The sequence below is a fragment of the Variovorax paradoxus genome (assembly GCF_030811855.1).
GTDB lineage: Bacteria > Pseudomonadota > Gammaproteobacteria > Burkholderiales > Burkholderiaceae_C > Variovorax > Variovorax paradoxus_L.
The window spans coordinates 97,929-112,974 of record NZ_JAUSRN010000015.1; the positions used below are offsets into that span (position 1 = coordinate 97,929).

At 61.3% G+C, this 15,046-nt stretch carries 10 protein-coding genes; 2 read left to right on the top strand and 8 right to left on the bottom strand.

The genetic code is table 11. The annotated features are described in order from the left end of the window. Positions 1 to 67: 67 nt before the first annotated feature. The 7 genes from J2X92_RS24055 to J2X92_RS24085 form a co-directional block, all read right to left on the bottom strand. Entirely contained in the window at positions 68 to 2,854 is a 2,787-nt protein-coding gene (locus tag J2X92_RS24055) for a helicase-related protein (RefSeq protein WP_307579451.1), read from the bottom strand. A 9-nt stretch (positions 2,855 to 2,863) separates the two neighbouring features. Continuing rightward, complete coding sequence (locus J2X92_RS24060) at positions 2,864 to 8,200, bottom strand: DEAD/DEAH box helicase (RefSeq protein ID WP_307579453.1); 5,337 nt, start codon at positions 8,198 to 8,200, stop codon at positions 2,864 to 2,866. After that, complete coding sequence (locus J2X92_RS24065; RefSeq protein ID WP_307579455.1) at positions 8,200 to 9,300, bottom strand: Fic family protein; 1,101 nt, start codon at positions 9,298 to 9,300, stop codon at positions 8,200 to 8,202. The genes J2X92_RS24060 and J2X92_RS24065 overlap by 1 nt, the downstream gene beginning before the upstream one ends. 163 nt (positions 9,301 to 9,463) lie before the next feature. Further along, positions 9,464 to 10,507, bottom strand: coding sequence for a hypothetical protein (locus J2X92_RS24070; protein WP_307579457.1), 1,044 nt, complete (start codon positions 10,505 to 10,507; stop codon positions 9,464 to 9,466). Positions 10,508 to 10,754: 247 nt separating this feature from the next. Continuing rightward, positions 10,755 to 11,645 carry a hypothetical protein gene (locus tag J2X92_RS24075; protein WP_307579458.1) on the bottom strand — a complete coding sequence of 297 codons (891 nt, stop codon included), beginning with the start codon at positions 11,643 to 11,645 and terminating at the stop codon, positions 10,755 to 10,757. Continuing rightward, the gene (locus tag J2X92_RS24080; RefSeq protein WP_126185736.1) at positions 11,638 to 11,862 is read right to left on the bottom strand and encodes a helix-turn-helix transcriptional regulator; all 225 of its coding nucleotides are present in this window, start codon (positions 11,860 to 11,862) and stop codon (positions 11,638 to 11,640) included. The genes J2X92_RS24075 and J2X92_RS24080 overlap by 8 nt, the downstream gene beginning before the upstream one ends. A gap of 123 nt (positions 11,863 to 11,985) precedes the next feature. Then, the gene (locus tag J2X92_RS24085) at positions 11,986 to 12,516 is read right to left on the bottom strand and encodes a hypothetical protein (protein ID WP_307579460.1); all 531 of its coding nucleotides are present in this window, start codon (positions 12,514 to 12,516) and stop codon (positions 11,986 to 11,988) included. Positions 12,517 to 12,913: 397 nt separating this feature from the next. Between J2X92_RS24085 and J2X92_RS24090 the strand changes: the two genes are divergently transcribed. Together J2X92_RS24090 and J2X92_RS24095 are read left to right on the top strand one after the other, a co-directional pair. Continuing rightward, complete coding sequence (locus J2X92_RS24090; protein ID WP_307579462.1) at positions 12,914 to 13,615, top strand: hypothetical protein; 702 nt, start codon at positions 12,914 to 12,916, stop codon at positions 13,613 to 13,615. Between the two features lie 196 nt (positions 13,616 to 13,811). Continuing rightward, positions 13,812 to 14,477: a hypothetical protein gene (locus J2X92_RS24095; RefSeq protein WP_307579464.1), complete on the top strand. Its 666-nt coding sequence runs from the start codon at positions 13,812 to 13,814 to the stop codon at positions 14,475 to 14,477. Between the two features lie 75 nt (positions 14,478 to 14,552). Here J2X92_RS24095 and J2X92_RS24100 read toward each other — a convergent pair whose 3' ends face one another. Further along, the gene (locus tag J2X92_RS24100) at positions 14,553 to 14,981 is read right to left on the bottom strand and encodes a DUF2513 domain-containing protein (RefSeq protein WP_307579466.1); all 429 of its coding nucleotides are present in this window, start codon (positions 14,979 to 14,981) and stop codon (positions 14,553 to 14,555) included. Positions 14,982 to 15,046: the final 65 nt, after the last annotated feature.

The window sequence follows — 15,046 nt, forward strand, 5'->3', positions numbered from 1 at the left end:
CCGACGTTGGTGGGACAGATGTGGCGGACCTTGTCCGCCGCTTCCGTCATGGTGCGTCCGAGCATGGTCAGAGCTCATCCGGTAGCAGCACGTACACGCCCATCACATCGACCGGCAGGCAGGGGCTGACGCTGTACTGACCCACGTCGCGGGTGGCCTCTCGTACGCGCTGGTGGTCGACCAGTAGCGCATCTGCGCGTTGCTGCGCCAGCGCTTGCAGTTGCTGCGGCTGCGCGGCCAAGAACTCGAGTGCGGCGCGGATTTCGCGCTGAGCGGCCTCGGGCGGCAAGTTGCCGCTGGGTACGCATTCGAGCAGGCGGCTCACGCTGTCATCGGTCAGCCATTGCGGGGCGTTGCGACCTTGCACGGCCAAGGCCACGGTTTCCTCGGCCATCATCTGGAAGGGTTCGCGGCGGCGCACATAACTGAGTTGGTGCCGCAGGCGCAGCAGGTAGAGAGTGCTGACGACCTTCACGTCATTGGTGAGGGTGGCGGCGCAGCGGGCGGCCAATGGGTGCTCGCCACCAAGTGCATCTTCCAGCATGTGCTGGGCCAGCACGCTGACCAATGGGTGGCTGCGGTGCAGTTCGTTGAAATCGATGAGTTGAGGTGCGTCGATACCCTCATCGGCCAAGCGCTGGCGCAGGGCTTCGGGCAGGTGTTGCGGTAAGAAGCGTGCAGTCTGCTTGCGCCCGATCTCCAGCGGGGCGCCCAGGCGCACACAGGCGCTTTGCAGGAAGCGCTGCACGTCGGCCTGGGTGCCCAGGGCCTGCTGCTGCTTGTGCCATTCGGGCAGCACTTCGTCGGGGCGGATGCGGCGTTGGGCGAACACGGTGCGGTTGGTCTTGGCTTTTTCCAACGCGTCGCGCCATTGGGCTTGCAACGGGGCGAGCAGTTGCTCCGGCTCACCGAAATCGAACGCGACTTGTGGCGAGACGATGCGGCTGTCGCTGCGCTTCATCAGTGCGGCCTTGACCAGCGCCTGATTGATGCGGGCTTCGTCCTCGGGCATGGGAACGAGCACGCCGAGTTCCTTCTGGATGGCCTCGCCTTTCTTGAGAATGACGTTGAGCACGAAGCCATCCACCGGGTTGTCCTGCCCGTAAATCATGGTGCAGCGCACTTCGTCGGCCTGCTGGCCGAAGCGATCGACGCGGCCTTCGCGCTGTTCATGGCGGGTGGGGTTCCAGGCCAGGTCGTAGTGGACGACAGCAGTGAACAGGTGCTGCAGGTTGATGCCTTCGGAAAGGCAGTCGGTGGCGACCAGGATGCGTTGCTCGGCATTCTCCATGTCGTCCACGCGCTCGCGGCGTTCTTGGGGCGTGAATTCGCCGGTGATGGCTTCGATCGTGGCCTTGGGAAAGGCGGCCTTGAGGTGTTCGGCGACGTAATGGGCGGTTGCGATATAGCGGCAGAACACCACGGGGTGGTAGCCATCCTTCACCAGAAGGCCGATATGTCGTATGAGTGCAGCCAGCTTGGGGTCACCAGCTTTGCCGGAAAGGCGCCGCGCGTCGGCAATCAGGCTTTGCAGGCGGCCGGCATCCTGCAACTGGGCGGGCGGCTCCAGGTCGTTGATGGAGAGGTCGTCGGCTTCGCCGTCGTACAGGCGTTCATCGCTGAGGAGAGTGTCATTCGGTAGTGCGCCTTCCAGCCGGGTGGTCAGTGCCTTCACGGCGGCAGCGGGCGACGAGGCCACGCAGCGCAGCAGCGCCAAGGTGGCGTACCAGATGAGGCGAGCGCCGCCAGCTTGCTCCCGCGTTTCAATGGTTTCGGCCAGCTCGCGGCAGTAATCCTGCACGGCGTCGAAGAACGTGCCCCAATCGCCGCTAAGCTGATAAGTGAGCTCGGTTTTCATGCGGCGGGGAAAGCCGCGTCCGTCACGGGTTTCAGACTGCCATTCAACAATGTCTTTGCGGCGACGCTGGACAAAGTGGCGGGCCAGTTCCTGCCGCAGCGGATCGGCGGCCGTCATGCGGCCCTGTAAGGCGGCAAAGCGTGGGTCGAGCAGCGACAGCAGGTTGTAGAAGGCGGTCTCATCGCCAGAGTGCGGCGTGGCGGTGAGTAGGATCAGGTGGCGTTGCTCGTCACGAGCAAGGCGTTGCAGCAGTTCGAAGCGCAATTGCTTACCCGCGCCGCTGCTGGCGCAGGTGTGGGCCTCGTCAACGACGATGCACTCAGGGGCGGTGGCGAGGAACTGCTCGCGATGCCGCTCGCTCTTGATGTAGTCCAGGCTAACCACCACCACAGGATGGTGGTCGAACAGGCGCACACCATGCGGCAGCTCGCGCTCGATGCGGGCGGCGGAGGCCGAGGTCAGCGCAACAGCTTGAAGGTTGAAACGAGTTTCCAGTTCACCTTGCCATTGCTCGACCAGATGCGGCGGGCACAAGACGGCTAGGCGCGTGATTTCACCGCGATCCATCAGCTCGCGGGCAATCAGACCTGCTTCAATGGTCTTGCCGATACCCACGTCGTCGGCAATCAGCAGGCGCACGGTGGACATGCGCAAGGCCATCAACAGTGGCACGAGCTGGTAGCCGCGGGGCTCCACGGCAATGTTGCCGAAAGAGCGGAACGGGCCCGCACCGGCGCGCAGGGTCAGACGCAAGGCATCTCGCAGCAGCAAGGCGGCGGCATGGTTGCCGGCGCGTGCTGCATCGGGCCAGGTGAAGGTGGCGGGTTCGACGGGTTGGAGCTCCAGCTCTGGAATCAGGACGATGCTGTCTTCGTCGGAACCGCTCAATGGGCGCAGGCGCAGCCAGTCACGCCGCGAGTCGCTCTGTACCACCCATTCGCGCCCCCGGGCGCGCACCAGATTGCCAGCCATGAGGTCGTGGTTCGCGGTGGTCATGCGGATGATCTAGCTGAAAACATGCGGATGGCTGGCGAACTGTTCGGGCCAGTGCTGAGGGTTGGACATGTCCAGCACTGCCTGGCCCTTGTCCATCAGGGCTGCCACATGGGCTGGACTGGGGGGCACCAGGACCACCACCGTGCGTGCGGCCTTGTATTGGCCTGCTACGGTGAGCTCGCCGCCCAGTGCAGGCACTTGGTACTGATCGGGCTCGCGGTGGCTTCCAGCGTGCAACGCTTCTTGCCATTGAGCAAAGAGTTCGCCATGGCTTGCACCCGGAGCGGGTTGGATGGCTCCGTTCGCCGTTATTGCTACGATGAAAGCGGGCTGCTCCGGGTCCGCAGGCGTCACCTGCGCATTGGCCAGAGCCACAAGCATCTCAATGGCTTGAGCATTGCGACGATTGATGTGGTTGTGGTCGGGCTGGTTGAAGTACGACAACAGGCACTGGTAGCAGCCGGCTTCGCAAATGCTCTGGCCGAACTTGTTCTTGTGTTCCAGAGCATCCAGGCCTTCGACTGTCCAGGGGCCGGTGGGGGCGTCGTGGTGCATCAGCCGCAATGCGGCAGCGGCAACCTGAGCCATGGCTCCCGATTCCGTTGCCAGGCGCGTGAGCACGCCCGCACCACCTTCGGCGGCCTCGTAGAACAGCAGCGCCTTGCGGTCGTCTTGCTTGGGCAAGGATTCGGCCACGAGCTCGGACTCTTCGATCTGGAAGGTCATTTCAATGCCGCGTTTGAGAGCAGCCTGCAGCGTGGCCATGGCCTCCATGTCTAGGGGAATTCTGGGGGCGAGGATGAGGATGTTGCGATGGTCCTCCACGAACGGCACGATTTGCTGATTGGGTACTTTGTCCAGCAGATCGCCTTCGGGCTCGGAGCCGTCGGTGGTGGCGCCGGGCTCGTCCTTTTTGCTCCACTGTCCGGTAATGGGGTTGATGTAGAAGCCGAGCTGCTCCTTGTCTTTGCGACGGCGCCAACCGCGGTTGATGCGCCAGATTTGCGCCGCCGGGGCATAGGTCAGCGCGGCGAGGACATCGGTTTCACCGCTGCCGTCCGCGCCGCCCAAGACGAGAGACTTGTGCTGTGCGATCTTGCCATCGGGGCCGGGCAGAAAGCGGTAGGTGGTTTGCAGTTCGAAGCCCTGGCGCTGACGGTCTTCGTCATTGATTGAAATGCGCTCGACGGGCACGGTCTCCACGGTTTCGATGCGGTACAGGTTGCGCACCCAATCCAGGTCGGTGAGAAGGGCCTCGCAGTTCTCACATGTGTTGTGGTGTGGTTCGATGCCGGTCTCCTCACCCATATGCGCATAGCCGCATTGGCTGCACACGCGGCTGGCCACCGTGGCCAGCGTGCTGTTGCCAGAGATGTGGTCGGTTGAGCCTACATTGAGCTTGGCGCGCACAACGCGGTACATGCGGCCTTGGTGGTAGATGAGGCTGCGTGGGCCGAACTCGGACAGGGCCAGGAAGCGCGGGCGACTGACCATGCTGCCTTCATCGTCCTTGCCTTTGGCTGTGGCGCCGCCTTTGGCAGGGATCCAGGCCATGAGCGGCAGGCGGGGGAAGTTGTAGCCGGGCAGGAAGCCCTGACTGGCAAGGTAGCGGTAGGTATAGAAGTCTGCGTTTTGGCCGTTGCCCGGCTTGAGCAGCACGGCGTACTGGCGGGCCGCATCGCCATAGCGTCGCTGGGCATTCTGCTTTTCAGCATGAGTGGTGGTATAGCTCTTGACCACCTGGTCGGCCATGTCCATCTGCTTGCGCGTGGCGTCCACGAGCACGCGCCAACGTTGCAGGGCGGCATCGAAGTCTTGCGCTGCACGCTGAATGGCTTCTTCCACAAAGTTGGACGAGAACCACGTGCTGCCTTGCAGCACTGGGGTGAGCTGCGCCATGAACGCGTGGGCGCTTTGCAGGGCGCGTGCGTGGGCCTCGGGCGCCAGGAGCTTCTCACGCAAGGCGCTTTGCAGAGGCTTGCCTGGCTGCTCCAAGTCCAGCAGCGGGCCGATGCTGGTGTCCAGTTGCACCTGCAGCGCCGCCAGCCATGCAGCGTGCAGATGGCTTTCGACCAGGTCTCGGTTGGCCAAGTCCAGCGTCGGTGGTCTGACGATGCCATGCACCATCTCGGTAGCATGGTGGAAGAACCATTGGTCGTGCGGACTGAGGGCCGCGCAATACGTGATGACAAGCGCTTGCTGGCCTGAGCGCCCGGCACGGCCGCTGCGCTGGGCGTAGTTGGCTGGAGTCGGCGGTACATTGCGCAGATACACCGTGTTCAGTGCCGAAATGTCCACGCCCAACTCCATGGTGGGTGAACAGAACATCACGGGCAGGCGCTCCAAAGGCGCTTCATGAGCGGGGTTTTCCGACCAGTCGCGGCGGTCTTTATCGGTGTAGCGGAATCGCTGCTCCAGCAGTTGGCGTCGGGAGGTGTCCACCTGGGCTGTGTGCTCCTGGGCCTCGAAGTCGAACAGAGCATGGCCCTGTTGGCGCAGGGTTTGGGCCAAGGCCAGGTACAGGTTGCGGAAGAACTGGTTGTGCTTGCCGTCGTCGGTGGCCTGGGTTTCCTCCACCAGCAGCCAGTCCATGGACGACGCGTTGAGACGCCAGCCAACGGTTTGCCGATCCACCTCGAATCGTTGAACGTAGCCGTGGTCCTTGGCGGCTTTGAGTAGATGTTCCAGAAGCTCGACCCACTGCGGCTCTTTCCAGCCTTTGACCAGAGCAGCGGCGCTGCCGCTCTTCCAGAAGTCCGCCGACTTGATGTCTTTCAGTAAACGGGAGCGTGATCCGCCGGGGACTAGGTCGTTGCGGGGTTTGCCTTTGTACTCGGGACGCTTTGTCAGGATCAGGTACCTGGCGGTTTCCAGGTTTTCATCGGCAGCGAAGGCCCATCGTTCATTCAGGTGCTGGTGCGCCGTGGCCCTAGCTTTTTCTTGTTCCACCGAGTCTAGATAGCGGGTCTCCAGGCAGAGGTGGCGCCGCATGTGGTTGAACATCGTTCGCGCCAGAGCGGCTCGTTGGCTTGGCTCGATGGCGGCGAGTATGGAGCGACCTGTGAATAGTTGGGATTCCTGTGAGAACTCATTCAACCCACGATAGGCGATGGAGAGCAGGTTCAACTGGTCGAGATTTGGATTGTTGAAGCGCCAACCACGCCGCAGATCGCGCAGCAGACGGTAGCCGATGATGAAGCGCATGGTGCGCTGAGCATCCTGGCGTGCGAGACCCATCAGCTTTGGTGTGCGCAGGTACTCGGCCAGTGTGGTGAAGTCGGCTTGGTCAAAGCCCAGTGCCTTGAAGACTGCATCTGCGAGCATTTCTTCGGTGAGCACGTCGTGGTGGTTCTGCAGCGCGCCAATGAGGGCGGAGCGCAGCGTGAGCAAGAACACGAAGTCGTTGAAGTGACCGGCTTGCAGTGCGGCATCCTGCCGGTTGTCAGTGAAGCCGAGCAGCTTGCGCGGGTCGGGCTGGCCAGCCGGGATGTCCTGCATGGCAAAGAGTTGCCGGAGGGCGCTCAGTGTCAGAATGGTAGTGGCCGAGGACCGGCCTTCGCCCGATAGGCTGGCCAATCGGTTGATGTCCTTGCCATGAACTTCATGGGTTTGGCCGCAGTTCAGGCAAAAACGGAACTTGCCTGGAATGAACCAGTACTCCTTGTCCTGGCCTTGCACAGTCTGCCGCCCCTGTGGAGTGACGCGGACATCTTCCGGGATGGATTTTCGGTAGGTGCTTTTGACTTTGGGTTCGGCCTTGGCCAGATCCAGCCACGTTTCGGGCAAATCTTCAATGTTTCCACGGTAGGACTGACGAATGTCGGCCGGACACAGGAAGCCGTAGCGCGCGTTTTCGTCGTCGTCGCCAGAGATGTCGTCGATTTCTCGGGGGGTGTATTCCACTTGCGACTGGCCAGAGCGCCACACTGGGTGGTATTCCTGTCCGCAATCGCGGCAGAAGTGAACGGGATAGAGCTCCGTGCCTTCTTCCTGCCGCCCCGGCGCGTAGCGCTGGGCATCCAGCGTGATATGGCGTACGCCTTCAGCTTCCAGGGTCGCCAGCACCTTGCCTGGCCCGCTGATGAACTGGTGGAGCTTGAAGGCAAATGGCGCACGGCCCTGCGCTGTTCGAACAGCATGTGCGGCAACCAGAAAGCGCTGAAGTCCGGCGCTCGCTTCTTCAAAAGTGCATTGCGCATCACTAGCCAACCGCAAGGCGGCATCGCGCAGCGTCATGGGTTTGGCGCGTCGGGGCGGTTCGTTGGGGGGCAGTTCAATTCCAAGGTTCAGTTCAACCCACACAGCTAATGGGTCATCACTGAAGGCGGCGAAGTCCGGCCAGTGATGGATTTCCTTTAGTAGCGCCGGCTTGAGGAGCGGTTTGACGGCAGGAATTCCTTTGCCCGGGTTCGTGACTCGCTCCAGCGTTTCGCCGATGACATCGTTCTCGGAAATATGCGCACCAAAGAGCAAGCTGGCCACATTGGCAACAGTCTGGTTTCTGTCAGCCTGAGTGCCCGTGGACGACATGGTGGCGGAAGTACCAATGCACACCAATTCTTCGGCATTCAAGCGCTCGCGAAGCCGTCGCACGAGCAAGGCCACGTCGGCGCCTTGCCGACCGCGATATGTGTGCAGTTCGTCGAGGACCAGGAATTCCAGCCCTGCGCAATGTTCCACCACCTGCCTGTCCACCGCCTCAAATCGGGTCAGGATCAACTCCAGCATCATGAAGTTGGTGAGCAGGATGTCCGGCGGATTGCTGGCGATTTCCTGCCGCTGCGTAGTGCTTTCCTGCCCGGTGTAGCGAGCGACCGTAAACGGCTTTTGATCTTCCGGGTAACCGTGCAAGAACTTGTCGAGTTCTTCCAACTGGCTGTTGGCCAGTGCGTTCATGGGGTAAATCACAACGGCCCGCGTGCGTTTGCTCGGGTCGGCTGCCTTGGCTCTCACGATGCGGTCGATGATCGGAATGAAGAACGACAGCGATTTGCCCGACCCCGTGCCGGTGGTGACCACATAGCTTTGCCGACCCTGGGCCTTAGCCAGCGCCTGCAATTGGTGAACATACAGGTGCAGATCTGCAGTCGCCCCCTCCGTCTTGCCCACTTGGAAGATATGCGCGCAATCGGCATGCAGCATGCCTTGATGAGCCAATTGCTGAACGGTGGTGTCGCGCTTGTAGTTGGGATTGATCTGAATCAGCGGCTCAGGCCAGTAACGGCCGCGGGCATATTCCTGCTCTACGGTGCGAAGGATGTCATCGGAGGCGATGCGGCTGAAGCTGCGCGAGAAGCTGCTGTATTCCGCGATCAGTTGATCTCTGAAACTGAAGACGTTGTCCATCACTTGCCTCTTTGTTCTTCTTGGTGGTTGCTACGTGGCGCATCGGGTGACGACGCGAACTGATACCAGACACCTCGGCCTGCCCCATGCTGCGCGAGATGCCCACGTTCCACCAGGACACGGAAATGCTGCTTGAGCGTGTTGCGGCTTCCGTCAGTCAGTCTGATCGCATCGCCCATGGTGATGCGCCCATGCTCCCGCGCGAATTCCACGATTTGCAGCGAAAGTTCGGGCAGTGTGGCGAGTACGAGCTTTTCGCGCTCTACCTTGCGGTTGAGGCGACGAACCTGCTCCGTCAGTGCGCGTAGAAAGAAGATGAGCCAGGGCTGCCAATTCGGCGATTCCGTACGAATGGTTCCCTGCGTCTGCCCCAGCGCCAGGCAGTAGGCCTCCTTGCTCTGCTCGATAACACTTTCGAGTGAGCTGTAGGGGACGTAGGCATAACCGGCCTGTAGCAGCAGCAACGTGGTCAGCACCCGACTCAGGCGGCCGTTGCCATCCTGGAAGGGATGGATCTCCAAAAAGACCACGACCCAGATGCCGATGAGCAGCAGGGGGTGAAATCGTGCCGCGTCATGCTCCTCGTTGAACCAGCTGACCAGCTCGGTCATCTGGCGTGGCGTGTTGAAGGGCTTCGCGGTTTCGGACCCTACACTCAATTGCTCGCCGTTCTCATCGAAGGCGACCACGCTGATGGCAGAGGTCTTGTAGTTGCCGCGGTGCCCAGTGTCCTTCTCGCTGTAGGTCAGCAGATCGCGGTGCAGCTGCTTGATGTGGTCCTCGGTCAGTGTGATGTCTTGCCAGGACGAGAACACCATTTCCATGACTTCGGCGTAGCCGGCCACTTCTTGCTCGTCGCGAGTCGAGAAGGATTTGATCTGGAGATTGGACAGCAGGCGCTCGACCTCTTGGTCCGACAGCTTGCTGCCCTCTATGCGGGTGGACGAGCCGATACTCTCGATGGCGGCCACCCGGCGCAAGGCCGAGAGCCGGTCCGGTGCGAGGGTGCCGAGCGCACGCCAGGCACCTTTGAACTCATCGATGCTGGCGATGAGCTTCAGGACTTCCGGGGTGATCTGGATGGCATGGGCGGCGATCATTGCGCCGCCAATACTACAACCAATTACACCCAATATTCCCTTGGCAGCAGATCGGAAGATTTGCAGCTGGTGCCCGCACGGTGTCGTTCCCGGCACTGTGGTTAGCAACGCTGCCGGGTCGCGGCGGAAGATCCGGCATCATGCCTCGACTCAGGCGCTGGCGCTAAGGCGCTCGATTGTCTCGGTTCTTAGCCCGCCGCGCAGGAGCGGAGGAGGGAGCCGTGAAGAGCTTCATGACGACCGGGTACGAGATGGCCTCGCGCCAAGCCTTCTCGGGTTCCCACCAACACGGCCGCCCGCGTGAGAGCTGAGTGAGACGCTGATGCAGGGGGTGACCCCTGAACACGTCCAGAGCAGCTTTGAGCCCTATGTCCCGGCACATAGATCGGAAGGCTAAACGCACCCGCTTTGGTAGAAAGGATGCGTCCTCGTATTCGACAAAGATGAATCGAAGAAACTTGTTCTCAAGGTCCACCAGGTCCGCGACAGATGATGTGAGCTTCCGAAGGCGTACTTCGATGCGGACCACAGGACGCGATGATTTCATGTCTTTGTACTGACGCACGACGTTGTCCGGAAGCCGTTCAGCGGTGACGCCGCGCTTCGCGACACCCACAAGAAGCTTGTGCAAGCTCTCGGTGCTCTTCGCGTACACCGCCGCGGCGCTGCTGCTTGTCACGCTGCCGAACATCAAAGTCTCCACGCTACCTCGAGCCTTGGTGAAACTCTTGCCAAACACGGTGACATGCTGCGCGTGCGCGTAGGAGACGAAAACATCGTCAAGGCTGACCCCGTGGATGTCCACGGCAACATCCAGCCGCTTGACGCGAGGTGACTTCAGCATCCCCAGGTATTGATCGCCGAACGCGCCGATGAAGAAGCGGTGAATCGTCGCAACATCGGCATCCAGCATCCCGCCTGGGTTGCACTCAACGCGAATGCCGAACCGCTGAAGCCGTTTCCCCTTGCGCCCGTAGCTCACAATGGCGCTGGCGCCGCTAGGCAGGACCAGCTGTGCTGATGCTCGAAAACGCCCCGAGCTGCCGAAGAAAGGCGTGCAAACGCCTGCGGCCATGGCAGTACGAACGTAGCCTTGAAAACCGGGTAGCCAGGTGATCTCGGGTCCCAACAGCTTGGAGGTAGGGAGCAGGTACGCCAGCTTGTCGATAAATCCGGCAGACTGTCGGATTGCTGTATTCGTGTTCATATTCTTGTCCTGGTACGGGTGTGTTATTCACCACTTGAACTCGCATTTACAGTTTCACTTACACGCTTATTAGTCGATGCGCGGAGCGCGTAGAAAAGCAGTCGGAGATCTCTTCGTGCGGGCCACGTTGCGTGGTCGGCCGAGATGTGCGAAACGGACGCAACATGCGCAACGCACGCAACACAGACCGCAGAAATCACCGGAGTGAGCGTTCCCCGGTGCTATGCGTGCGAAATCACATGCGCGGTTAGATTTCGCTTTCGGCCGGGACGTCGAGGCAATCTCGGTACCGTTCCAGCCAGCCATCAGGCAGCCTCATTGGGCGGACGGGTGGCATCTGATCTAGTCGGCGTTTGACGCTGCTTCGGTTCAGACGAAAGAAATCTGCGATTCCCTGGAGAGTCCAACTTGCACAACGCAGGCGCCACATGACCCGCCCTGCGACATCTTGAGAGATGTACGGCGTGCCCTTGTAGCGATACCGACCGTCTTGGAATTGGACCGACACCATTGCCGCGCCACCGCCAAAGTCGCCCACGAAGCTTGCGCCACGCCACCGTACGCTAAAGCTATGGCGCGCGTTCGGACCCGGCTCACAAGTGTCAACTTCAACAACTTCATCTACAAACCGGACAATCTGCCGGCGCAACACGGGTGGGAGCTTGGGCGAAAAAATCATGACATGCTTCGAGGCGGCGACAGCCTCATGTCTTGCGCGCGTGAAACCCTCGATGACGTGCTGCGGCATCGGCTCGCCAAACGACTGTTCCAATGAGACCCAGCCGGCTGATGGCGATGACACTGCATCAAGCAGGACTTGAATTCCTTCTTCTCGGAGGAAGTCGAATTCCTCTCGACCTGCGTGGCGATGCTCCACGCCCGCAGCCGCAAGTTGTGGGCACAGACTGCGAAACGCTCGCAGCTGTTCAAAAGAACGCAAAGTTCCCGTGTGCAAAGAGATAACCGGTGCCGGAGGTGGAAATGGAAGCCGCAAGGTGCTCTTTCCTTGAGCCGCTTGCGCTTCAAGAACGCGTCTCGCGTGGAAGCCGCTCTCCGGTGCGTCGAAGGTCACAAGAATGACTCCTGGCCTGAACGGAATGGCTTCAAGCTGCGCGGCGGAGTGAGTCCGATCACTCATGGTCTCGGCCTGCCTGCGCCTTGTCGCGCCCAGCGACACAACCTTCAATGAAGTTTTGGACCTCGCGTTCTACCCATCTCACCGTTCTGGGGCCGAGTCGGACAGGCCGAGGGAACCTGCCATCAGCCATGAGCAGGTACAGCGACGAATTCGAGAGACCAGTACGTCGCAGAACCTCATGCTTGCGCATGAGTGCGTCTTGGAGATGCTTGACCATGCTGGAACACCTTCAGGCGTTGTTGAACATGGCTGGATTCCACCAAGGAGAGGTGGATGGCTGGACATCTTGCCAAGCTTTTGAGTTTGGCAAGATGGGCAGGACACGCCTGCCAAGATTTGGCTAAGAGCTCTTCAGCTTGTAGGTGTCGTCGAACGTCTTCGCAGCCATGCCAAGGTATCGGCGCATGGTGCCCTCCTGAGGAGCATCGCTTGAATGGACGGCTCGATCACGCAGCCACGTCAAGAGGTCGGCTTCGATGGCGCTTGCATTGAGTGCGGCGCCCCAGAGCCAGTTCTGTTTGCCGCGAGTCTCATATACCCAGTGCAGGAGGACCCCGGTGTAGAGCGCCAATTGCTTGTCCTTCCGATCCAGCTTCTCTGACTCCCCAGGAACATTGAGTTGCTCGTGGTCTTCGGGCGAGTCGCTGGTGGCGTAGGTGGCGCGAAGCTCAGACAGCAGCTCGTTGCTCGCGCGCGAACCGAGCGGGACGGGGGGCTTCAGGTTTTCAAAACCTTCCGGCAACTGCTCCTGCAAGGTATGTGCGAACGGAGACATGTCACTCTGGGCCAGTGCAGCAAAGTGGGCCAGGGAAAGTGGAAGCCGCTGGAATTCGACGAGTTCAGTAGTGGCATCCCCCTCCAATGGCTGCATGAGTGGGTTCCGGCCGCTCATGGCCCAGTAGCACTTCCGAAGGAGGGTGTAATAGCGTTTCCCGAGTTCTGAGTGCGCAGGCCACTTGGTCACTCCGGCTTTGATAGCGGGGCCCGGCCGCAGACCCATGAGTAGCAAGCAACAGTGGGACACCCGGGCCGACGCAGTGTGATCGTACGCACTCCAGTCCGGCGTCGGCAGTTCCGACGAAACAGGTTTTCCCATCTCTATTCCTCAGGCTCGAATTTCTACTTAGCACGCGAAAACGCCATATTATGCGGAGCCGCGATAGCGACACACAGCGGGCAAGGAGGAGCAAGTGGCCGCGGGAATGATGTATATCGCCAACTCGTTCAAGACGGTTGGTAGGACGCAAAGGGAACGGGGACACTGGCCCGTGGACAACGACCCGCATTTCTGGTCGTCGCCGCCGACATGGGGCATCTGCCGCCCGGACCTGCGCAAGAAGGCTGTGCTAGGGCAGACGATCTTCTTCGTGCTTTCCAAGCACGCCCAGCACCCGCAGATGATCTTCGGCTACATGAAGGTGGCTGCGATCGTGAGCCACGCTGCCGCGTATCGCAAGCTGCCACAGAAGCGAATGCGAGGGCGATGGCCCGACGGGAACATCATCGTGAATGCGGGCGGCGGGTACAGCCGTTGGGATGACGGCATCCATGAACACAACTTTCGCAAAATTCGTGGCCGGTATGCCATCGGCGATCCGGCGACATCGCGATTCCTGACGCCGCAGCAGATTGAGGCGAAGGCGCCAGAGTTCTTGCCCGCGCTCACGCGGGTGTTCGGCGGAACAGGCGACCGCGCCATCGATCACATCTCGCGCGCCGGCAGGCAGGCGCTTACGGAAAAGCAGGTGCAGGCGCTGACGAGTTGGATCGACAGCGGGCTGCCTGACCACGAGCGTGGCTTCGGCGGTGAAGAGGAGGCGCGGCCACACCGGGTGCTGCGGCGCCTTTGCCTGCCTTCGATCTGCGTGCCGATGGGAGGTTGTGCGCCAACTGCGTCGGGTCCGGCAAGCTGCGTTCCGCAGCGCATCGTGCCAACACCTCGCTGCTCACTGCGAGTGAGCCGGACCTAGCCCCCCGAGTCAGGGCGCTTCGGAGACTAGGGAATTGGATGTCGGACGCGATGGCAGGCGCGTCGGTGCCTGCGCGGATCAAGGATCGGGACGGGGCTCGCGTCTCAGTGTTTAGTTTCATGCGGGCCCGACGGCCGCGAGCTTGATCGCTGTCGTACGCGAGTCCGCGATGCCTTGATCCGCTTGGAGTCTCCTCATGCTAATGTTCATTCGAGTTGCCAGCGTCTGCGATGCGCTGGAAGCACAATTGCCCTCGCTCTCCGTTGATGTGGGGGAGGCCGTGCGAACGCTACTCGCTGCCACCACCCACGAGGCGAGGGGCTTGTGCTTTGTGCCCATTCGTGAGGGATGCCTGACGGAGTTGTGGGCGCACTACATCTTCGCCGCAGAGGGCCGCGAGTCGTCGACCATCGCGGGCGTCGGCCGCGATTTCGGCGAAGTGGGCGCGGCACCGCCGATCGGGTGGGTCGTGTTCCCTGGTCCGGAGGCCAAGGCGGAACAAGTGCGCCGGCTGGCGCAGACTGTGGATGGTTTTCACTTCTTCGCCCCCTTGGCTGAGGTGGCGGAGTCGCTTGACGCCGCCACACCGCTTGCTCGCGCGCTCGCGGCACTGCGAAGCATCCGTCCCGCTGCGACAGCGGAACTGCACGGGGAAGCGCTCGCTCTCTTCCCTCCGGCCACGTTCAGGGCGGCAGCGCCGAGTCTCATCCGCATTGACGACCCCATGCCACCACGGCCCCAAGGGGTGCCGCGCTACCCAGCCAACGTGGCGCTCCTGCCAAACTCCTGGTTCGTGGTGCTGCACGCGCCCGGCACCAAGGTGGAGGTAGATGCGATATTCGGCCTTATCGGCCATCCTTAGAAGGCAGCGGGCTGACCCATGCTGGCAGCAGGCTTGCAGTGAGCCAATGCACCCTGGCGATGGCGACGCTCTGCCTCAGCTTCCGAAAATCGCCTTCATGGCGAGCGGGCCAAGCGCTTTGACAGCATCGAGGGTCAGGTCAACGCTCTTCGACTTGGCCGTGTCCTTGATGAAGGCCCATACCTTCGGTGACCGGATGGAGTCCAGCAGATCGTGCCCCGCGTTTGTCAGGCGCGGATCATGGAGCGCAAAGTGGAAGCCTTCCGACGTATCGCGGCTGATGGTCAGGCCCTCAATGTAGCCACCGGCAACCAGCAGTTCGAGGTGTCTGCACACGACACGCTCCTTGGCCTTGAATGCTGCCCATTCTTTGTTGAACTCGGCCTCGGTCTGGTCCTCCCAGAGAGGATTGGTCAGCACATCGGCAAGGATGGTCTGCTTCAGGTCCTCGTCCTTTTCGATGGCCAACAGGCAGGTGCGGATTCGGTCCCAGTCTCGCTCCATGCGAAGTGCCTTTCAGTGGGTTTTGGGCAAGCGAGTGCGGCGATTTTGCGGTGTGACCGCCAACG

Coding starts and splice junctions, on each gene's coding strand:
- J2X92_RS24095 (WP_307579464.1), top strand. CDS start 13,812: ATGCTAATGTTCATTCGAGTTGCCAGCGTCTGCGATGCGCTGGAAGCA.
- J2X92_RS24070 (WP_307579457.1), bottom strand. CDS start 10,507: ATGAACACGAATACAGCAATCCGACAGTCTGCCGGATTTATCGACAAG.
- J2X92_RS24065 (WP_307579455.1), bottom strand. CDS start 9,300: ATGATCGCCGCCCATGCCATCCAGATCACCCCGGAAGTCCTGAAGCTC.
- J2X92_RS24100 (WP_307579466.1), bottom strand. CDS start 14,981: ATGGAGCGAGACTGGGACCGAATCCGCACCTGCCTGTTGGCCATCGAA.
- J2X92_RS24055 (WP_307579451.1), bottom strand. CDS start 2,854: ATGACCACCGCGAACCACGACCTCATGGCTGGCAATCTGGTGCGCGCC.
- J2X92_RS24085 (WP_307579460.1), bottom strand. CDS start 12,516: ATGCAGCCATTGGAGGGGGATGCCACTACTGAACTCGTCGAATTCCAG.
- J2X92_RS24060 (WP_307579453.1), bottom strand. CDS start 8,200: ATGGACAACGTCTTCAGTTTCAGAGATCAACTGATCGCGGAATACAGC.
- J2X92_RS24075 (WP_307579458.1), bottom strand. CDS start 11,645: ATGAGTGATCGGACTCACTCCGCCGCGCAGCTTGAAGCCATTCCGTTC.
- J2X92_RS24080 (WP_126185736.1), bottom strand. CDS start 11,862: ATGGTCAAGCATCTCCAAGACGCACTCATGCGCAAGCATGAGGTTCTG.